Below are 21,899 nucleotides of genomic sequence, written 5' to 3'. Positions count from 1 at the left end.
ATGAAGAAAATACTTTTTATACTGCTTACTTTTTTAGCTTTCACCAAAGGAAATGCTCAGGTTTTGGATCCTGCAAAATGGACAACAGCAATCGAAAAGAAATCAGAAACTAATTATGTTTTAACTTTTACTGCAGTAATCGAAAAGGATTGGCATATATATTCACAATTTACCCCTGACGGTGGGCCATTACCTTTGGAAATTAAATTCAAAGATCAGATAGGTAATTTTGATTTGGTTGGTAAAGCCAAAGAAAGTAAAACAACCACTTCTTTCAATGATGTTTTTGGAGTAAACGAAACATTCTTTCATGATAAAGCTCAAATTCAACAAGAAATAAGTCTTACAAATCCTGAGGTTGTAGCTATTCAAGCTGAACTGAATTATCAAATATGTAAAGAAGTATGTATTAATCTTGAAAAGAAATTTACTTTTAAAATACCTACGGAAAAAACAAATAGGACTGTTGAAATAGCTCCGACTGCAATTGTAAAACTGGTTGGTAATCCAACTGATAATGCAGTTATTGCTCCTGAAACGATACAGAAAAAAGGCGCTGAAATTGTAGAAATTAAGACTGTAGAGCTGCCAAAGCCTAGATTGGAAAGAGGATTGTGGTCTATTTTCTTTATTGCTTTTTTCTCAGGATTTGCTGCTTTGTTGACTCCTTGCGTGTTTCCAATGATTCCCATGACGGTTAGTTTTTTTACCAAACAAAGCAAAACTAAAGCCGCAGGAATTAGAAATGCCATTATTTATGGTATTTCAATTATCCTTATTTATGTGTTATTGGGATTTGTTGTTACTTGGGTTTTTGGTGCCGATGCATTGAATGCTTTGTCTACCAATGTGTATTTTAATATTATATTTTTTATTTTATTGGTTGTTTTCGCAACATCTTTCCTTGGTGCTTTTGAGATTATGCTGCCTAATTCGTGGGCAAATAAAGTAGACAGTCAGGCTGATAGAGGAGGCATTATTGGAATTTTATTTATGGCTTTGGCTTTAGCGATTGTTTCCTTTTCATGTACAGGTCCTATCGTAGGAACTCTTTTAGTTGATGCAGCATCCAAAGGAGGAATTGCACCTATAATAGGAATGTTTGGTTTTTCTTTAGCATTAGCCTTGCCTTTTATGCTTTTTGCTATGTTTCCAGGCTGGTTGAATTCGCTTCCAAAATCAGGCGGTTGGTTAAATACAGTCAAAGTGGTTTTAGGATTTTTAGAATTGGCTTTGGCTTTTAAGTTTTTATCCAATGCCGACTTAGTTTTGCAATTGCATTTATTAGAAAGAGAAGTGTTTTTGGTAATTTGGATTGCTATTTTTGGAACTTTAGCTTTCTATTTATTTGGGAAAATTACTTTGCCACATGATAGTCCATTGCCTCATATATCTGTTGGAAGATTGAGCCTTGGGTTGTTAGTGTTGTCTTTTACTATTTATCTAATACCAGGTCTTTGGGGAGCTCCACTTAAATTAATAAGCGCATTTCCGCCTCCAATGGAATATAGTGAAAGTCCATTGGGTTTGGTTAGTTCAGGAACGGGAAATGGAACTAGTGTTTCAACAGCTTTGCCAGAAGGTGCAAAATTTGGACCACATCAAATCGTCGTTTTTGATGATTATGATAAAGGATTAGCTTATGCTAAAATGGTAAACAAACCTATAATGTTAGATTTTACAGGGCATGCTTGTGTTAATTGTAGAAAAATGGAAAACAACGTTTGGTCTGAAGATAATGTACTTTCAATTCTAAAAAATCAAGTAGTTTTAATTTCGTTATATGTAGATGATCAAAGACTACTGCCTAAAAATGAACAGTTTGTTTCTGAAAAAACAGGATCTGAGATTGAAACGATAGGGGATAAATGGACTGATTTTATGATTTCAAAATACAATACAAATACACAACCCTTGTATGTTTTGATAGATTTACAAGGAAATTCTCTTAATAAAGAACAACCAACAATAAGTTATGTAAGTGTGACAGAATATGAGAATTGGTTGAAGACAGGTATTTCGAATTTTAAGAAATAGTTTTTTTGGAATTAAGGTTTTGATTTATTTAGATTTAAAAACAAAAAAAGAATCTTTACTTACAACTTATAAAAATATAAAAATCCCAATCAAAAGATTGGGATTTTTATATTATGTATAGAACTTAAAATTATCATACGTAAAAAAGTATTGAAATAATAGTATTACTTTTCGATAATTACAGAATTGGTTGTGTCTCCCAATTCGATTATTTTTTTTAGTTATTTTTCACAAACTCTATTAGACTGAAGACGTAAAAAAATGATTAAAGTCAGCTATGTTTTTCGATTAAGAAATTACAATTAATTCTTCTTTCTTATAACCTATAATATTTCCTTAAGTGTATAACTTTATGAAATTATTTTTCAGTATTTTTTTATAATTCGGCTCCAAAAAAATACATCTTCACTAGTTTTATTGCTATAAATAAACTTGTTACCTCTAATGGATTTTTATTTTAAAAATTTTAAAAAGAAGGTTTGGTTTACTATATATTAAGTAAGTATACTTACAAGAAGTTACAGTAGTTAAAGATTCTATGTGAGTTTTTAATATGTGGTGTTATGCTTCTTATATATTAGAAAAGTATTAAAAGGGTTTTCTATTGATTTTAAATTTTTAAATAATGTAGTTGACAGTTTTTTTAAATGCTTTAATCGAAAATAATCAAAAAATTAGAATTGGTTTTTAAGAATGATGTAAATTAGTTTGTTATTACTGATAATCTTTCAATTATAATATCTTTTTATTGCGATAATTCCGATAATTATATCCTTGACCACTTTTTAAAGGATTTGTATTTATTTAGTAAGTAATTAGGAACTCCCCATTCCATTTTTACTATAAATTATTTTAGTCTTGTGTTTGTTATTTGTTACCCTAAACTATTTAATATGAAAACAGTTTTACCTAAATTTCGATTTTTAACGGTTGTTTTTTTAATTGTAAATTTGTTCTTTGCAAACGTTGTTTTTTCTCAGGAGATTAAGACGGATCTATTAGATTATCCGCCAGGAGCTACAGCAATGATAATTGGTTCTGGTTTTCAAGCTAATGAAACAGTTACTTTGCAAGTAACGCATGAAGGAGATGACCCAGGTGGAATTGATGAAGTTTATCACCAGCCATGGACTGTTTTAGCTGATGGGAATGGGAATGTTAATGCCTCTTGGTATATTCCTACAGATGGAGATTCTTTAGGAGCTGTATTTTTGTTAACTGCAAATGGGCAAAGTTCAGGATTGCATGCTGAGTGGACGTTCAAGGATGCTAATTCTACATTAACTAATCCAACTCCAACAACAGCAGTTTACGGTTCTGTCATAAATATAACTAGTACTTTAACTCAGCAAGGAGGAAATGGAGGTTGTCTTACATGTGTTGGAAATGGAAATGCGATTCCAGGAAAAACAGTTGCATTTACAATTAATGGAGGGACATCTTTAGGCAGCGCTATTACTAATGTTTCTGGAGTAGCATCGTTAACATATTCTGTCATTATTAATGCAGGTTCTTTTACTGGATCAAACGGACTTAAAGGAACTTTTGCTGGAGATCCGTCAAATAATCCTTATTCTGGATCTTCTGGAACTAATAATTTTACGGTAACCAAGGCTACCACAATTTTGTCCGCAGTTTCTGGTACTGGTGTTTATGGCAGTTCGGCTACATTAACGGCTACAACTAATTTAAATGTTGCTGGGATACCTGTTACTTTCAGTTTGGATGGAACAGTTGTTGGAGTTGGTAATACTAATGCTTCTGGATTAGTTGTGTTGGCAGTGCCTTTTGCTTCAATCCCGGTGTCAGTTAGAAATGCAGGAACCTATGCAGGTAAAGTTGGAGTAAGCTTAGCTAATACTGCGAATTATTCTGCAGGTACAGCTACAGGTAATCTTGTTATTAGTAAAGCAGACCAAACTATTACAGTAGGAACACCTTCGCCAGCAAACGCAGTTTATGGTACAAACTTTACTGTTGCAGCTACAGCAAGTTCAGGTTTAACTGTTGTTTATACAAGTACAGCTCCTTTGAGCAATGTTCTTGGAGTATATACAATGAATAGTGGTATTGGAACTGGAATTGTGAAATACAATCAGGCAGGAAATACAAACTACAATGCTGCACCTGAGGTGACTGCAAACGTAGCTGCGGTAAAAGCAAATTCTACTATTTCTATAAATCCTGCAGGACCTTTTACTTATAATAGTTTGATACAAGGACCAGAGACTGTAACTAAAACAGGTTCAACTGGGGCAGTTACATATAGCTATGTAGGTGTGTCGGGTACTAACTATTCGGATATTGCTAAACCAATCAATGCTGGGAGTTATGAAGTTACAGCAACCGTAGCTACAGATAATGATTATAATAGTGCAACTTCAGCACCTTTAGCATTTGCTATTGCTAAAGCCGATGCGGTGGTAACCGTAACAGGTTATACAGGGGTTTATGACGCTGGATCCCATGGCGCCTCAGGTTCAGCAGTTGGAGTTGCAGGAGATCTTGGGGCTTCAGGAAGTACTCTGAATCTAGGTTCATCATTTACAAATGTTCCCGGAGGTGCAGCCAGCTGGACTTTCACCGGAGGCACAAACTATAATAATCAGAATGGAACGGCAGCTATTGTAATCAGCCAGGCTCCTGCATTGATTGTGGTAAACGGATATGCAGGCATTTATGATGCTGCAGCTCACGGTGCCACATTGGGTTCCGCTACAGGTGTTGGGGGAGCAGACCTATCGTCTTCAGTGACAATTGATCCGCTGACTTATACCAATTATCCAGGGGGTACAGTAGGTTGGTCTTTTGCAGAGAACAACTATGTATCGCAGAGTGGTAGTGCTGATATCGCTATTGCTAAAGCCGATGCGGTGGTAACCGTAACAGGTTATACAGGGGTTTATGACGCTGGATCCCATGGCGCCTCAGGTTCAGCAGTTGGAGTTGCAGGAGATCTTGGGGCTTCAGGAAGTACTCTGAATCTAGGTTCATCATTTACAAATGTTCCCGGAGGTACAGCCAGCTGGACTTTCACCGGAGGCACAAACTATAATAATCAGAATGGAACGGCAGCTATTGTAATCAGCCAGGCTCCTGCATTGATTGTGGTAAACGGATATGCAGGCATTTATGATGCTGCAGCTCACGGTGCCACATTGGGTTCCGCTACAGGTGTTGGGGGAGCAGACCTATCGTCTTCAGTGACAATTGATCCGCTGACTTATACCAATTATCCAGGGGGTACAGTAGGTTGGTCTTTTGCAGAGAACAACTATGTATCGCAGAGTGGTAGTGCTGATATCGCTATTGCTAAAGCCGATGCGGTGGTAACCGTAACAGGTTATACAGGGGTTTATGACGCTGGATCCCATGGCGCCTCAGGTTCAGCAGTTGGAGTTGCAGGAGATCTTGGGGCTTCAGGAAGTACTCTGAATCTAGGTTCATCATTTACAAACGTTCCCGGAGGTACAGCCAGCTGGACTTTCACCGGAGGCACAAACTATAATAATCAGAATGGAACGGCAGCTATTGTAATCAGCCAGGCTCCTGCATTGATTGTGGTAAACGGATATGCAGGCATTTATGATGCTACAGCTCACGGTGCCACATTGGGTTCCGCTACAGGTGTTGGGGGAGCAGACCTATCGTCTTCAGTGACAATTGATCCGCTGACTTATACCAATTATCCAGGGGGTACAGTAGGCTGGTCTTTTGCAGAGAACAACTATGTATCACAGAGTGGTAGTGCTGATATCGCTATTGCTAAAGCCGATGCGGTGGTAACCGTAACAAGTTATACAGGGGTTTATGACGCTGGATCCCATGGCGCCTCAGGTTCAGCAGTTGGAGTTGCAGGAGATCTTGGGGCTTCAGGAAGTACTCTGAATCTAGGTTCATCATTTACAAATGTTCCCGGAGGTACAGCCAGCTGGACTTTCACCGGAGGCACAAACTATAATAATCAGAATGGAACGGCAGCTATTGTAATCAGCCAGGCTCCTGCATTGATTGTGGTAAACGGATATGCAGGCATTTATGATGCTGCAGCTCACGGTGCCACATTGGGTTCCGCTACAGGTGTTGGGGGAGCAGACCTATCGTCTTCAGTGACAATTGATCCGCTGACTTATACCAATTATCCAGGGGGTACAGTAGGTTGGTCTTTTGCAGAGAACAACTATGTATCGCAGAGTGGTAGTGCTGATATCGCTATTGCTAAAGCCGATGCGGTGGTAACCGTAACAGGTTATACAGGGGTTTATGACGCTGGATCCCATGGCGCCTCAGGTTCAGCAGTTGGAGTTGCAGGAGATCTTGGGGCTTCAGGAAGTACTCTGAATCTAGGTTCATCATTTACAAATGTTCCCGGAGGTACAGCCAGCTGGACTTTCACCGGAGGCACAAACTATAATAATCAGAATGGAACGGCAGCTATTGTAATCAGCCAGGCTCCTGCATTGATTGTGGTAAACGGATATGCAGGCATTTATGATGCTGCAGCTCACGGTGCCACATTGGGTTCCGCTACAGGTGTTGGGGGAGCAGACCTATCGTCTTCAGTGACAATTGATCCGCTGACTTATACCAATTATCCAGGGGGTACAGTAGGTTGGTCTTTTGCAGAGAACAACTATGTATCGCAGAGTGGTAGTGCTGATATCGCTATTGCTAAAGCCGATGCGGTGGTAACCGTAACAGGTTATACAGGGGTTTATGACGCTGGATCCCATGGCGCCTCAGGTTCAGCAGTTGGAGTTGCAGGAGATCTTGGGGCTTCAGGAAGTACTCTGAATCTAGGTTTATCATTTACAAATGTTCCCGGAGGTACAGCCAGTTGGACTTTCACCGGAGGCACAAACTATAATAATCAGAATGGAACGGCAGCTATTGTAATCAGCCAGGCTCCTGCATTGATTGTGGTAAACGGATATGCAGGCATTTATGATGCTGCAGCTCACGGTGCCACATTGGGTTCCGCTACAGGTGTTGGGGGAGCAGACCTATCGTCTTCAGTGACAATTGATCCGCTGACTTATACCAATTATCCAGGGGGTACAGTAGGTTGGTCTTTTGCAGAGAACAACTATGTATCGCAGAGTGGTAGTGCTGATATCGCTATTGCTAAAGCCGATGCGGTGGTAACCGTAACAGGTTATACAGGGGTTTATGACGCTGGATCCCATGGCGCCTCAGGTTCAGCAGTTGGAGTTGCAGGAGATCTTGGGGCTTCAGGAAGTACTCTGAATCTAGGTTTATCATTTACAAACGTTCCCGGAGGTACAGCCAGCTGGACTTTCACCGGAGGCACAAACTATAATAATCAGAATGGAACGGCAGCTATTGTAATCAGCCAGGCTCCTGCATTGATTGTGGTAAACGGATATGCAGGCATTTATGATGCTACAGCTCACGGTGCCACATTGGGTTCCGCTACAGGTGTTGGGGGAGCAGACCTATCGTCTTCAGTGACAATTGATCCGCTGACTTATACCAATTATCCAGGGGGTACAGTAGGTTGGTCTTTTGCAGAGAACAACTATGTATCGCAGAGTGGTAGTGCTGATATCGCTATTGCTAAAGCCGATGCGGTGGTAACCGTAACAGGTTATACAGGGGTTTATGACGCTGGATCCCATGGCGCCTCAGGTTCAGCAGTTGGAGTTGCAGGAGATCTTGGCGCTTCAGGAAGTACTCTGAATCTAGGTTTATCATTTACAAACGTTCCCGGAGGTACAGCCAGCTGGACTTTCACCGGAGGCACAAACTATAATAATCAGAATGGAACGGCAGCTATTGTAATCAGCCAGGCTCCTGCATTGATTGTGGTAAACGGATATGCAGGCATTTATGATGCTACAGCTCACGGTGCCACATTGGGTTCCGCTACAGGTGTTGGGGGAGCAGACCTATCGTCTTCAGTGACAATTGATCCGCTGACTTATACCAATTATCCAGGGGGTACAGTAGGCTGGTCTTTTGCAGAGAACAACTATGTATCGCAGAGTGGTAGTGCTGATATCGCTATTGCTAAAGCCGATGCGGTGGTAACCGTAACAGGTTATACAGGGGTTTATGACGCTGGATCCCATGGCGCCTCAGGTTCAGCAGTTGGAGTTGCAGGAGATCTTGGGGCTTCAGGAAGTACTCTGAATCTAGGTTCATCATTTACAAATGTTCCCGGAGGTACAGCCAGCTGGACTTTCACCGGAGGCACAAACTATAATAATCAGAATGGAACGGCAGCTATTGTAATCAGCCAGGCTCCTGCATTGATTGTGGTAAACGGATATGCAGGCATTTATGATGCTGCAGCTCACGGTGCCACATTGGGTTCCGCTACAGGTGTTGGGGGAGCAGACCTATCGTCTTCAGTGACAATTGATCCGCTGACTTATACCAATTATCCAGGGGGTACAGTAGGTTGGTCTTTTGCAGAGAACAACTATGTATCGCAGAGTGGTAGTGCTGATATCGCTATTGCTAAAGCCGATGCGGTGGTAACCGTAACAGGTTATACAGGGGTTTATGACGCTGGATCCCATGGCGCCTCAGGTTCAGCAGTTGGAGTTGCAGGAGATCTTGGGGCTTCAGGAAGTACTCTGAATCTAGGTTTATCATTTACAAATGTTCCCGGAGGTACAGCCAGTTGGACTTTCACCGGAGGCACAAACTATAATAATCAGAATGGAACGGCAGCTATTGTAATCAGCCAGGCTCCTGCATTGATTGTGGTAAACGGATATGCAGGCATTTATGATGCTGCAGCTCACGGTGCCACATTGGGTTCCGCTACAGGTGTTGGGGGAGCAGACCTATCGTCTTCAGTGACAATTGATCCGCTGACTTATACCAATTATCCAGGGGGTACAGTAGGTTGGTCTTTTGCAGAGAACAACTATGTATCGCAGAGTGGTAGTGCTGATATCGCTATTGCTAAAGCCGATGCGGTGGTAACCGTAACAGGTTATACAGGGGTTTATGACGCTGGATCCCATGGCGCCTCAGGTTCAGCAGTTGGAGTTGCAGGAGATCTTGGGGCTTCAGGAAGTACTCTGAATCTAGGTTTATCATTTACAAACGTTCCCGGAGGTACAGCCAGCTGGACTTTCACCGGAGGCACAAACTATAATAATCAGAATGGAACGGCAGCTATTGTAATCAGCCAGGCTCCTGCATTGATTGTGGTAAACGGATATGCAGGCATTTATGATGCTACAGCTCACGGTGCCACATTGGGTTCCGCTACAGGTGTTGGGGGAGCAGACCTATCGTCTTCAGTGACAATTGATCCGCTGACTTATACCAATTATCCAGGGGGTACAGTAGGTTGGTCTTTTGCAGAGAACAACTATGTATCGCAGAGTGGTAGTGCTGATATCGCTATTGCTAAAGCCGATGCGGTGGTAACCGTAACAGGTTATACAGGGGTTTATGACGCTGGATCCCATGGCGCCTCAGGTTCAGCAGTTGGAGTTGCAGGAGATCTTGGCGCTTCAGGAAGTACTCTGAATCTAGGTTTATCATTTACAAACGTTCCCGGAGGTACAGCCAGCTGGACTTTCACCGGAGGCACAAACTATAATAATCAGAATGGAACGGCAGCTATTGTAATCAGCCAGGCTCCTGCATTGATTGTGGTAAACGGATATGCAGGCATTTATGATGCTACAGCTCACGGTGCCACATTGGGTTCCGCTACAGGTGTTGGGGGAGCAGACCTATCGTCTTCAGTGACAATTGATCCGCTGACTTATACCAATTATCCAGGGGGTACAGTAGGCTGGTCTTTTGCAGAGAACAACTATGTATCGCAGAGTGGTAGTGTTAATATTACTATTACTGCACCAGCAGTAACAATAGGTGCACCGGCGAGTGTATCGGCATCGGCTTGTACATTTGCTAATCAAGCTGCGGTTAATACTGTCTTTAATAATTGGCTGGCGCAATTTTCGGTAAGCGGAGGTTGTTCTGCTACAGGCTCTTATGGTTCGTCTGTGCCACCAACATTTTGCAGTGGTGGAACTACAACGGTAACTTATACGATAAATGATCTTTGCACCCCATCGACAGTAACGAAAACCTTTGAAGTGATAGCTGCACCAGAAATTGTATTAACAGTTCCAGTTAATAAAACTGTAGCTTGCTGTCAAAGTCAAGCTGCTATAAATATATCTTACAATGCATGGTTAGCTAGTGTATCATCCAGTGGCGGATGTAATTTAAGTGTAACAAATAATTCAACGGCTATACCACTTGCATGTGGAGGTAGTGTAACCGTAGAATGGAAAGCGAAGAGTAATTGCAGTATTGATATTGTAAAATATGCAACCTTTACTGTACTTCCAACAACTCTTTCAGCAACAATTGCTACTAATAATTCATCACTTTACTACGGTTATGCAGGTGATCAAAGTGCAATAATTACTGCAACACCATCTGGAGGAACTGCTCCGTACACCGTAAAAATCAGTATGATGAATGGTGTATCTCCGACAGTTGCACCTGCAGCTGTGAGAGTAAGTGGTAAACTGATATGTAATTTTATTAATTCAACAGGTAATGAGGCATGGTCTACAGGATTGAATACAAATTCAGGATTGTCTACAGGTATAACTTGTTCAACAAACTCAGTGGGTGCATCTTCTACTTCTATTCCAATCTATGGCAGTTATTCGGTAAATGTAGTACTTTTGACAGATGCGCGATTCGTCGCAACCGTAACTGATGCTAATGGCTGTTTTTATACAATCCCGTATGAATTGGCGGCAAGAGTTGATGCAGAAGACGCTCGTTGTTTTGCAGGTAATAGTGGTGTGGTAAAAGTAGCTATTTGTCATCAAACAGGTAGTTCTAAGAATCCATGTACAGCTATTTGTGTGGATCAGTCTGCAGTACAAGAGCACCTCAATCATGGAGATTTTTTGGGTAAATGTACTAATGATTGTAAGGTTCCAGTATCTAATGCAAAATTGATACAGTCTGACAAAGCAATTGTAGAAGAACCTACTCAGTTTATAGTTAAAGTTTTTCCTAATCCAACCTATAGTCAGTTTACTTTAATTTTGGAAGGCGGTACTAGTGAGAAAATTGAATTGGAGGTTTATGATATGCTTGCCCGTAAGGTGAAAAGTATTGAAAAAAATGATAGTCAGCCAATAGTCTTTGGAGAAGAATTTCCGGTCGGTGAGTATATCGTCTTAATTAGACAAGGAATTAATGCAAAAACAGTGAGCCTTATTAAACAATAAAATTATTTTAAAAAATGTTTAAAAAGCAAAGTCCTCCAAATCTTTATAGGAGGGCTTTGTCATTTTGTAGTATGTATTGCTTTTTTTTGATAATGTCAGCTTGAAAGAAATAATAGTTATGTTTTTTTGGATACAGTTATTTTTCTCCATATATAACAAGTGCGCTACAATCAATAATAACTGAGTTGTTTGGATATTTTTGATTTACTAAAGAATAAACTTCGGTTTTTATTTTATCTTTTATTTCATCATCAGCTTTGCTAAGTGCTGCAACAACTGGGGCGGCAACATCATTCATTAAATCCCAATAGACATCTGTTGTTTTGCAGTTTAGTTTTCCTGTGATTTCATTTTCTGAAATATTTTTTAAACCTGCTTGCGAAAATAAATCTGACATAAAACCTGCTTTCGAGCAACGAAACATGCCTGGTGCTCCAGGTGGAGGGGTAGGTAATTCTATGTTTTTATTGATAGTACTCATGATGGCTGTTACCCAGAAATTTTTTTCAGGAATATTCCAAACTGCAGTTGCAATTTTTCCTCCTGGTTTTAGAACCCTTGTCATTTCTTTTATTGCTAATAACATATCAGGAAAAAACATAAATCCAAATCGACAGCTAATTGCATCAAAAGTATTGTCCAAGAAGGGTAATTCGCAAACATCACATACTTTGGTTTCAAAATTTATAATACCTCTCTTTTTTGCATTTTCTGCTGCTATTTCAAGCATACCTTCTGATAAATCTGAAGAAATTACTTTTCCTTCAGTCAAACGTGAGGCAATTGTTAAACCTGGTTCACCTGAACCAGCGGCTACATCCAGAACGATATCATGTTTTTTTAAATCGAGAAGTTTAATGATTCCATCTCCCATGGGTTTTAGAAAATCCATTGTAAGTTCATCCCATTTTTTCCAACCTGGAGAGAATTTGTTCCAGGTTTCTTTTTGTTGATCCCTAATTTTTTCAACTTCTAGTTCCATAGCAGTATAGTTTATTATTAATATTCTGACTCTGTAGGTTTGGAAATGAGGTAGATTTAGGAAGTTTTTTTATGTGGAAAAAGAGAATAAATTTAAGGAAATAATATTTCTCTTTATGTTAAAACCATCTTATATTTTTTTTATCATATGATAAAAAAAACACTCTGAAAATTGTTCCAGAGTGTTTGTTTGAGGTATTTTGAAATTGAGTTTTACAAGAATTCTCCGTGTTGAGAGATGTCTAATCCTAGTTCTTCTTTTTCTTCAGTTACTCTTAATGGTGTAATTTTATTTACAATAAAGAATAAAGCGTAAGAAGCACAGAAAGCAAAGATAGATACAAGAACTAATGCTTTTAATTGGATTAAGAATAACGTAGCATCACCAAAAATTAAACCTTGGTTATCACCTACAATTGAGTTTACAGATTTAGATGCAAATACACCAGTTAAAAGCATACCTACCATACCTCCAACACCGTGACAAGCAAATACGTCTAGAGCATCGTCAATTTTTCCTTTAGGGAATTTGCTAACAACAAGGTTACTAACAATAGCAGCAATAATACCAATTGCCATTGCATGAGGAATACTTACAAATCCAGCAGCAGGAGTAATAGCAACTAATCCAACTACTGCACCAATAGAAGCTCCCATTGCAGAAAGTTTATGTCCAAGAATTTTATCCAAGAATACCCATGCCATTGCGGCAGCAGCGGCAGCTACAGTTGTAGTTCCTAATGCTTGTGCAGCAAGACTACTAGCTCCTACGGCAGATCCAGCGTTGAAACCAAACCAACCGAACCATAATAAACCAGTTCCTAATAATACATATGTAATACGTGCTGGATTTGCTTTTTGTACTTTTCTTTTTCCTAAGAATATAGCTCCAGCAAGAGCAGCCCAGCCAGCACTCATGTGTACTACTGTTCCTCCAGCAAAATCTAATACTCCCATTTTGAAGAATATTCCATCAGGATGCCAAGTCATGTGACATAATGGAGCGTATACAACTAGTATGAATAATACCATAAATAATAAGTAAGCCCAGAAACGTACTCTTTCAGCAAAAGCTCCAGTGATTAATGCAGGAGTGATAATGGCAAATTTTGCTTGAAATAATGCAAACAAAATCATTGGGATAGTTGGTGCTAATTCCCAAGCAGTGTTGGCGCTTACTCCATTAAAAAATAAGTTTGAAGTAGGGTCACCGATGAAACCTCCAATTGAAGGGCCGAAACATAATCCAAATCCGATTACAACCCATAATAGGGTTACAATAACCATTGCCATATAACTTTGTAGCATGGTGCTAATTACGTTCTTTTTACCTACCATTCCGCCATAAAAGAAACCTAATCCTGGTGTCATTAATAATACAAAGGCGGTGGCTACAATCATCCAAGCCGTGTCACCTGTGTCTAATTTTAATTCAACAACGTGTGCTCCTAGTTTTGGAGATTCAACAAGAAAGTAAATTGAAAAAATAGATAATACTAGAATTGTGATTAGTATCACACTTAAAATAATTTTTCGCATAGTTTTTGATTTTTAATTTTTTATAAAAGTATTAAATCATTATATACCCTCCAAAAAATATGGGGTAGTATGGTTATTTTTATGAAATTTGTATTTACCACCATTGTATTTTGAGGGGTGTTTAATATTTTGAGTTAAAATAAAGAATGTGTTAACGAAATTTTAAGTTTTTTTTAAGTTTTGTTCTTGAATTGTTAATCTATTTGTGAAATTATCGCCAATTTTGGTAGTTAAGCGACTTTTTTGTTAATGATTGCTTAATTTTTGTACTATAGAGAAATGTCTTTAGAGGGTATTTGGTTTTGTGTTTAAGGTGGCTAATCTAAAGGAAAGCTATGTTTTTTTGTTTTTCAGTTTAAGTTATTGTAAGTTAATTTGTTAAATTTACTAAAAATGGATTTAATATTTTAAAAAGTAATAATTATTTATCTACTTTTTGTGAATTTGTTTGAGATGGTAGACGTTTGTTGTGTAAATGATTTTATGTCGATTATGATTAGTGATAGTCAAAAAATGTTATTGTTTTAATTCCTTAAATAAATCTAGGAATTACTTTTTTTTTAAACAAGTAGATTTAATGGAGAGAAGTGTTTATATATTCAAAAAAATATAATATTTCTACTTCTAAAGAAATAATAAAATTTTGCTCTAAGTTGAGTCTTGTAATTATTAAAAAAAAAACACCCTAATTATTTAGGGTGTTTTTTTTTATTTTTATATGCTTGTTAAAAGTGAACCTATAAATATTCTCCGTGTTGTGAAATATCTAATCCGAGTTCTTCTTTTTCTTCAGTTACTCGAAGAGGTGTAATTTTGTTTACGATATAGAAAAGGAAGTAGGACATTGTAAATGCAAATATTGAGACTCCAACTAAAGCAATAATTTGATGTGTAAATAATTTGGTTTCGCCAAAAGCAAGTCCTTGATCGATAACAGCTGGATTGATATCTCTGGAAGCAAATACTCCAGTTAATACCATTCCCACCATACCACCAACACCATGACAAGCAAACACATCTAAGGCATCATCGATTTTGAATTTATGGAATTTACTAACTGTAATATTACTAATAATACTTCCAATAATTCCCATAGTAATTGCATGTGGCATGCTAACAAATCCGGCAGCAGGAGTGATGGTTACTAGTCCTACTACTGCTCCGATACATGCGCCCATTGCTGATAGTTTATGCCCCATAATTTTATCAATAAATACCCAAGCCATAGAAGCGACTGCGGCTGCAACAGTTGTTGTTCCTAATGCTTGTGCAGCAAGACCATTGGCTCCCATTGCAGATCCAGCGTTGAAACCAAACCATCCAAACCATAATAAACCTGTTCCTAGTAATACATAAGTAATACGTGCTGGGCTTGGTTTAGGTGATTTACGTTTACCTAGAAAGATAGCACCAGCTAATGCGGCCCAACCAGCGCTCATGTGTACAACTGTTCCTCCTGCAAAATCTAATACTCCAAAATTATACAGTATTCCGTCAGGGTGCCAAGTCATGTGTGCTAACGGAGCGTAAACGAAAAGGATGAATAATACCATAAATAATAAGTAAGCCCAAAAACGAATACGTTCGGCAAAAGCTCCTGTAACTATTGCTGGTGTTATGATGGCAAATTTAGCTTGGAATAATGCAAATAATAAAAATGGAATAGTAGGTGCTAATTTCCATGAAGTGCCAATTCCTACTCCTTGAAAAAACACATACGGTATTGGGTTTCCGATAATACCTCCAATTGAAGGGCCAAAAGATAATCCAAAGGCGATGAGTACCCATAAAACAGTTACTATAATCATTGCCATGAAACTTTGAAGCATGGTACTGATTACATTTTTTTTACCTACCATACCACCATAAAAGAAACCTAATCCTGGAGTCATCAATAATACCAATGCAGAAGCTACCAGCATCCATGCGATATCACCAGTGTCGAATTTTGAAATTTCAGCAATATTTGTTTTGTGGCTTGTTAAAAAGTAATTAGAGAAATAGGATAATACCAAAATTGTGACAAGAATCACGCTTAAAACTATTTTTCGCATTTTATATTGAATTTTATTTTTTTTTATGCAAAAGTAAAAAATCATTTCAAACACCCTGTTAAAAAGGGAGTGTATATGTTATTTTTGTCATTTTTGTATTTTACCTCCTGTAAAATGGGGGTAGGTGATGTAAAATTGGTTTTAAAATAACAATAATTTAATTTATAGCATTTTTTAATTCATATTATAGGGAGCCTTTTTTATAAATTGTAAGTGTTCACTTTAATTTTTTATTGAGTAGTGGTTTACCGTTATATATCTAAAAAGTATATTGTTTATTGTTAAAAAAAATAATGTCTTGTTTTTAAGTTTTGAGTGTATTTTATTAGTTAAAGCACAAATCGAATATCTCCATTAAAGTCCGAGGTCATTTGAGTAAAATTATTAAGCTGCTGAATCATTTTATCTAAATCGGATTTTGTATGATGAGCACTAATTACAATTCGGCTCAATTTCCCAGAAGCTGTTGGATAAGGAAAAGATGTTGGAATAATGTTGTTTTCTAAAAGCAATTGAAGTAATTCTTCTTGATCAAAATAGATAACAGGATATGTTGCTGCAAAAGTCAATGCTTTATTATGTATTAAATATTTGGCAGTATAATTTAGATTGTCTTTTAGTATTTGTCTTTGTGAATTATATATAGGTTGTGCATTTACAAAAGTTTCCAAGAAAGCAGGATTCATACCCGAAGCTCCAATAAAATTTTGTTGTTTTTTTATTGCATTTATAAATTGAAAATCACCAGCAATAATACCGCCACTAAGTCCAATTGCTTTACCTAGTGATGCAATTGTTACTGTTTGTTGTATGTTTGGGAGTGAATATTGTTTTAAAATTCCTTGCCCTTGGTCACCAAATACTCCAATGCTGTGGGATTCGTCAAGCAATAAAGTAATGATTTTAGAACTTGGAATATCTTTTAAGATACTTAAATCAATAGGTGCAACCTCTAGTGACGGAATGGCATCAGCAACAATACCAATTCTTGAAACAGCAGGATCTAAAAGAAAAGGATTCAACTTCCCGTTTTTAATTAACGGTAACGAAAATGGGTGTAATAAAGCAGGGTGTGTATTAGGGAAATGGAAAATTAAATCCGTTGTATGCTGCAATTGTTCCAAAGCCAGTTTTCCTGCAAGCATACCCGATGAAACAGTTACTGCAGCATCAGTTCCTATCTGATTGGCTAATAAATTTTCGGCAGTTTTGTAAATTTCCAACTGAATGTTAGCAGATCGAGAACTTCCGTAACTGGTTCCCCATTTTTGAAAACTTCCCAATAGAATTGCTTGAAATTCAGGCAGAGTGGTAACGCCAAGATAATTGGTGCCGCCAAAGTATAAAAATTCTTCGCCATCTTTATAAATAACTCTATTGGGAATTTCGCTTACCTCCATCAATTTAGTTTTTTAAAGCAGCACCAATTCCGTTTGAATCAGCATAATGAACAATTCCGTCAGTAATAGTAACGCCAGTTGCAATATCTTCGGATAATAACAGAGCGCCATCCATATCTACATAGTCCAGTTCTGGCAATAAATGTGCAATAGCCGAAATCCCAACGGTAGATTCAGTCATACAGCCCACCATTGTTTTCATTCCATATTGTATAGCCTCGGCAATCATTCTTCGGGCAGGAGTAAGACCGCCACATTTTACTAATTTTACATTCACACCGTGAAAATGGTTATGACATTTGGCAACATCTTCTTCGATAATACAACTTTCATCAGCAATAATTGGTAAAACCGAGTGTTTAAAAACCTCTTTATGTGCGGCCCATTGATCCGCTTTCATGGGTTGTTCCAGGAATTCTACTCCTAGCTTTTTTAATGCAACAGCATTGTTAATGGTTTCGGAAACTGTCCAACCACAATTTGCATCGATTCGAAAACGAGCATCAGTATGTTTTCTTAATTCAGTAACAATAGCAATATCATCTTTGGTTCCTAACTTAATTTTATAAATTGGCCACGGCATTTCTTTTAATTTCATAACCATTTTGTCAATCTTGTCTATCCCAATAGTATAGTCAGTTTTTGGATTATGTAAAGGAGAATTGCCCCATAGTTCATATAGTTTTTTGCCTTTTATTTTTGCATACAAATCATTGTAAGCCATGTCTAAAGCGCACAATGCAAACATATCATTCTTTAATAAAGCCGAAGCACTATCCCAAAATTCCTCAGGCGTTTCATCATTATGAGATTCAATAAACGGAATAATAGCTTCCAAATTAGCTCTCATACTATCCACAGTAATATTATAATATGGATTTGAAGTTGCTTCGCCAAACCCAGAAAACCCGTTACTTTGCAACTCTACAATTAGTGTAGGTTGTATATCATGTGACTCTCTAGAAATCGTAAAGGTGTGCTTTAATTGGAGTTTAAATGTTCGAATAATTATTTGCATAATAGTAGGTTTTAAAATGAATTCAAGGCTCAAAATAATAGAAATCAGCAAGATAAATAATGTATAATGCTGATTTCTAAAAATTACTTCAATATATGCTTACTCAGAATTTGATAAACTTCGTTGATATTATTTCCGCCTTTACCAAATTGTTTGGAAATAGGAGCATCTTCATGAGTTAACCAAATTTTCAATTCGGCATCCATATCCAAGATTCCAGCACTTTCCTTAGAGAATTTTTTAATAGAGGAATACGGTATTGAAAGATAATCAACTTTACTCCCTACCAATTGTTTTTCAACCAAAATCAGTCTTTTATTCGTGAAAACAAACATATCTTTAATTACTTTATATCCTTTTTCGATTTGTTCACCTTCAATTAACAAAGGTTCAAATTCTTTAGAAAGATTTTCCGTATTTACTTCCGATGCATTGCCAAGTATGGCATTAAATAGTCCCATGATATTCATCTTTAAATTATGAAAATCAAATTTAAAGAATTTACTTGTTGTAGCATTATAATTTATTGCTAAATCATAAAAATCATTTGGTTGTAAATACACTCTAATAAAAGAACTAATACTTTGCTTTTTATATGTTCCTTGTTTACTACTTTTTAATTAATTCAGAAGTAAAAAAATAAATTTGACCTCTAAGAAATATAGTTCTCATTGTTGACAAGGTAAATTAATCTCTCCAACTGGTTAAACAACTTCTCTATAATGGTTTAGTTACAAGCAATATTAGTACTATAGTGTTTAGTTTAATTTCCTGTAAAATGTATTTAGAGTTTATTGTTTAAAGCCAATTTCGATGTTATTAAATTAAGTTTTAAATAACAAAAAACGAACTGATCTTTATGAAATGAAACAAATTATGTAAAGATAAAATCGTTAAGATTTGTATTTTTGATGTTTACGAATAGTGCTTAAATGAGTTTCAAGCAAAATAGAAATTAGAGAAAGTCGATGGGAAATAGTCAAAAAATAAAATGGGGAATTGTAGGTTTGGGAAATATTGCTCAGCAATTTGCAAGCGAGTTACAACTAATTGATTCTGCTGAACTTTGTGCAGTAGCTTCCAGAAGTATTGACAAAGCGCAAGATTTTGCTAATAAATTCAAATGCTCAAAAGCTTACGGTTCTTATGACGAATTGTTTCAAGACGAAAATGTTGATATTCTTTATATTGCAACACCACATGATTCTCATGCTGAACTTACAATTAAAGCATTGCAAAATAATAAAAATGTGTTGTGCGAAAAACCATTGGCCTTGCATTATGGTGATGTTGTAAAAATGATTACTACAGCCAAGAAGTACAATAAATTTTTTATGGAAGCATTTTGGACTCGTTTCAATCCATCTATTCGTGAAACCTTACAACATATTCAAAATGGTTCCATAGGAGAGGTAAAATATGTTAATGCTGATTTTTCTATTAAATTCGAGAATCCTGACAATACGAGAATGACCGATATTGAATTAGGAGGAGGAGCATTGATGGATATTGGTGTTTATCCATTGTTTTTGGCCTATTTAATATTAGGGATTCCAAAAGAAATTTTGGCAAAATCTAATTTTTATTCTACTGGAGCTGATACACAAACTTCAATAATTTTACAATACGAAGGAGCGCAAGCCGTTCTGCATTCTAGTTTTTTATATACTTGCAATGTAGAAGCTACTATAAGTGGTACTAAAGGGCGAATCAATCTAGATCCTCTTTGGTTTATGACAGAATCATATAGTTTGACCCAAGGTGATCAAAAAACAAAATTTGAAAGACCAACATTGGGTAAAGGCTATACTTATGAAATCGAAGAATGTCATGCCTGTCTTAAAGCTAATAAAACAGAAAGTGAACTTTGGTCACATCAAAACAGCTTGGAACTTGCGGCAATAGTTGAAGAGGTTAAAAATAAAATAGGGTTGGTCTATTCTTAAATTAAGTAGAAACATAATAACAATATGTTTTATTAGGTAGATTTAATCTCTAATTATTTATTTAGTAAGAATATGTTTAAATAATTTTGTTTTAAAGTAAAATAGTATTTACATTTAAAAAAAAACTATTTTATGTTAATCAAAGTTTACGGAAGTGCAGTTTTTGGAGTTGAAGCCACAACAATTACTGTTGAAGTTAATATGGATAAGGGAATTGGTTATCATTTAGTAGGATTGCCAGATAACGCCATTAAAGAAAGTAGTTATCGCATTGCTGCAGCTCTTAAAAATAATGGCTACGAAATGCCTGGGAAAAAAATCATCATTAACATGGCACCAGCCGATTTGCGAAAAGAAGGTTCTGCCTATGATTTGACTTTGGCAATTGGTGTTCTAGTAGCTTCTGCACAAATAAAAACAGAAATTTATGAGCAATATATTATCATGGGCGAGTTGTCTCTTGATGGTAGTTTACAACCTATTCGAGGAGCTTTGCCTATTGCAATAAAAGCTAAAGAAGAAGGTTTTAAAGGTTTCTTTTTGCCAATTCAAAATGTTAAAGAGGCGGCTATCGTTTCTGGACTTAATGTTTATGGCGTTTCAAATGTACAAGAAGTGATTGATTTTTTGGAAGGAAAAGGAACATTGGAACCTACTGTTATTGATACCAGAGCCGAATTTCATAAAACGTTGGATTTTCCTGAATTTGATTTTTCGGATGTGAAAGGACAAGAAAGTATCAAACGTTGTATGGAGATTGCAGCAGCTGGTGGTCATAATATTATTTTGATTGGTCCTCCAGGTGCTGGAAAAACGATGCTAGCTAAGAGATTACCTAGTATTTTGCCACCAATGACTTTAAGAGAAGCTTTAGAAACTACCAAAATTCACAGTGTAGCCGGAAAATTGAAAGAAGTTGGATTGATGAATCAACGTCCTTTTCGAAGTCCACACCATACAATTTCAAACGTAGCACTTGTTGGAGGAGGAAGTTATCCGCAACCAGGAGAAATTTCGATGGCACATAATGGAGTTTTATTTCTAGATGAATTACCAGAATTTAAACGAGATGTACTTGAAGTTATGCGTCAACCACTGGAAGATCGTGAAGTGACCATCTCTAGAGCTAAGTTTACGGTGACTTACCCATCTTCTTTTATGCTGGTAGCTAGTATGAATCCGAGTCCAAGTGGTTTTTTTAATGATCCGGATTCTCCTCAAACATCTTCACCTCATGAAATGCAACGGTATTTAAGCAAAATTTCTGGCCCTTTGTTAGATCGAATTGATATACATATTGAAGTTACACCTGTTCCTTTTGAAAAACTATCTGATGATCGTAAAGCTGAAAGTAGCGTTGATATTCGAAAAAGAGTAACATCGGCGCGTGAAATTCAGTCCAAAAGATTTGAAGAAATGGATCATATCCATTATAATGCTCAAATGAATACTAAGCACATTCGAGAGTATTGTGCTCTCAATGATGATTCTAAACAATTATTAAAAACGGCTATGGAGCGACTAAATCTTTCGGCTCGTGCTTATGATAGAATTTTGAAAGTAGCCAGAACAATTGCAGATTTGGATGATGCAACTGAAGTTGTTTCTGGGCATATTGCAGAAGCTATTCAGTACCGCAGTTTGGATCGAGATGGTTGGTTGGGGTAGTCCTT

The 21,899-nt window shown here is 37.1% G+C and carries 10 protein-coding genes; 4 read left to right on the top strand and 6 right to left on the bottom strand.

The window, feature by feature from the left end:
• Entirely contained in the window at nucleotides 1–2,037 is a 2,037-nt protein-coding gene (locus CLU82_RS00605) for a thioredoxin family protein (RefSeq protein ID WP_100841261.1), read from the top strand.
• A gap of 893 nt (nucleotides 2,038–2,930) precedes the next feature.
• Complete coding sequence (locus tag CLU82_RS00600) at nucleotides 2,931–11,288, top strand: T9SS type A sorting domain-containing protein (RefSeq protein ID WP_100841260.1); 8,358 nt, start codon at nucleotides 2,931–2,933, stop codon at nucleotides 11,286–11,288.
• A gap of 136 nt (nucleotides 11,289–11,424) precedes the next feature.
• Here CLU82_RS00600 and CLU82_RS00595 read toward each other — a convergent pair whose 3' ends face one another.
• From CLU82_RS00595 to CLU82_RS00570, 6 genes are all read right to left on the bottom strand, one after another.
• The gene (locus CLU82_RS00595) at nucleotides 11,425–12,270 is read right to left on the bottom strand and encodes a class I SAM-dependent methyltransferase (RefSeq protein ID WP_100841259.1); all 846 of its coding nucleotides are present in this window, start codon (nucleotides 12,268–12,270) and stop codon (nucleotides 11,425–11,427) included.
• Nucleotides 12,271–12,482: 212 nt separating this feature from the next.
• On the bottom strand, nucleotides 12,483–13,808 hold the full coding sequence (locus tag CLU82_RS00590; protein WP_100841258.1) for an ammonium transporter: 1,326 nt from the start codon (nucleotides 13,806–13,808) through the stop codon (nucleotides 12,483–12,485).
• Between the two features lie 737 nt (nucleotides 13,809–14,545).
• The gene (locus tag CLU82_RS00585; protein ID WP_100841257.1) at nucleotides 14,546–15,862 is read right to left on the bottom strand and encodes an ammonium transporter; all 1,317 of its coding nucleotides are present in this window, start codon (nucleotides 15,860–15,862) and stop codon (nucleotides 14,546–14,548) included.
• Nucleotides 15,863–16,191: 329 nt separating this feature from the next.
• Nucleotides 16,192–17,262, bottom strand: a complete 1,071-nt coding sequence (locus tag CLU82_RS00580) for an aminotransferase class I/II-fold pyridoxal phosphate-dependent enzyme (RefSeq protein ID WP_100841256.1) — start codon at nucleotides 17,260–17,262, stop codon at nucleotides 16,192–16,194.
• Between the two features lie 4 nt (nucleotides 17,263–17,266).
• A complete protein-coding gene (locus tag CLU82_RS00575) occupies nucleotides 17,267–18,280 on the bottom strand; it encodes a dipeptide epimerase (RefSeq protein WP_100841255.1) in 1,014 nt (337 codons plus the stop codon).
• Nucleotides 18,281–18,363: 83 nt separating this feature from the next.
• Entirely contained in the window at nucleotides 18,364–18,741 is a 378-nt protein-coding gene (locus CLU82_RS00570) for a PH domain-containing protein (protein ID WP_100844882.1), read from the bottom strand.
• 507 nt (nucleotides 18,742–19,248) lie between these two features.
• Between CLU82_RS00570 and CLU82_RS00565 the strand changes: the two genes are divergently transcribed.
• Entirely contained in the window at nucleotides 19,249–20,226 is a 978-nt protein-coding gene (locus CLU82_RS00565) for a Gfo/Idh/MocA family protein (RefSeq protein ID WP_100841254.1), read from the top strand.
• 132 nt (nucleotides 20,227–20,358) lie between these two features.
• On the top strand, nucleotides 20,359–21,894 hold the full coding sequence (locus tag CLU82_RS00560; protein ID WP_100841253.1) for a YifB family Mg chelatase-like AAA ATPase: 1,536 nt from the start codon (nucleotides 20,359–20,361) through the stop codon (nucleotides 21,892–21,894).
• Nucleotides 21,895–21,899: the final 5 nt, after the last annotated feature.

Origin of the sequence: Flavobacterium sp. 5 (genome assembly GCF_002813295.1) — a bacterium.
Classification (GTDB): Bacteria; Bacteroidota; Bacteroidia; order Flavobacteriales; family Flavobacteriaceae; genus Flavobacterium.
Note: the sequence above shows the minus strand (reverse complement) of the source record. Positions and strands in the feature narration are given on the sequence as shown.

What these genes read in the sequence shown, in the direction of transcription:
- CLU82_RS00585 (WP_100841257.1), bottom strand. Translation starts at nt 15,862, where the DNA reads ATGCGAAAAATAGTTTTAAGCGTGATTCTTGTCACAATTTTGGTATTA.
- CLU82_RS00560 (WP_100841253.1), top strand. Translation starts at nt 20,359, where the DNA reads ATGTTAATCAAAGTTTACGGAAGTGCAGTTTTTGGAGTTGAAGCCACA.
- CLU82_RS00605 (WP_100841261.1), top strand. Translation starts at nt 1, where the DNA reads ATGAAGAAAATACTTTTTATACTGCTTACTTTTTTAGCTTTCACCAAA.
- CLU82_RS00575 (WP_100841255.1), bottom strand. Translation starts at nt 18,280, where the DNA reads ATGCAAATAATTATTCGAACATTTAAACTCCAATTAAAGCACACCTTT.
- CLU82_RS00565 (WP_100841254.1), top strand. Translation starts at nt 19,249, where the DNA reads ATGGGAAATAGTCAAAAAATAAAATGGGGAATTGTAGGTTTGGGAAAT.
- CLU82_RS00590 (WP_100841258.1), bottom strand. Translation starts at nt 13,808, where the DNA reads ATGCGAAAAATTATTTTAAGTGTGATACTAATCACAATTCTAGTATTA.
- CLU82_RS00570 (WP_100844882.1), bottom strand. Translation starts at nt 18,741, where the DNA reads ATGGGACTATTTAATGCCATACTTGGCAATGCATCGGAAGTAAATACG.
- CLU82_RS00600 (WP_100841260.1), top strand. Translation starts at nt 2,931, where the DNA reads ATGAAAACAGTTTTACCTAAATTTCGATTTTTAACGGTTGTTTTTTTA.
- CLU82_RS00595 (WP_100841259.1), bottom strand. Translation starts at nt 12,270, where the DNA reads ATGGAACTAGAAGTTGAAAAAATTAGGGATCAACAAAAAGAAACCTGG.
- CLU82_RS00580 (WP_100841256.1), bottom strand. Translation starts at nt 17,262, where the DNA reads ATGGAGGTAAGCGAAATTCCCAATAGAGTTATTTATAAAGATGGCGAA.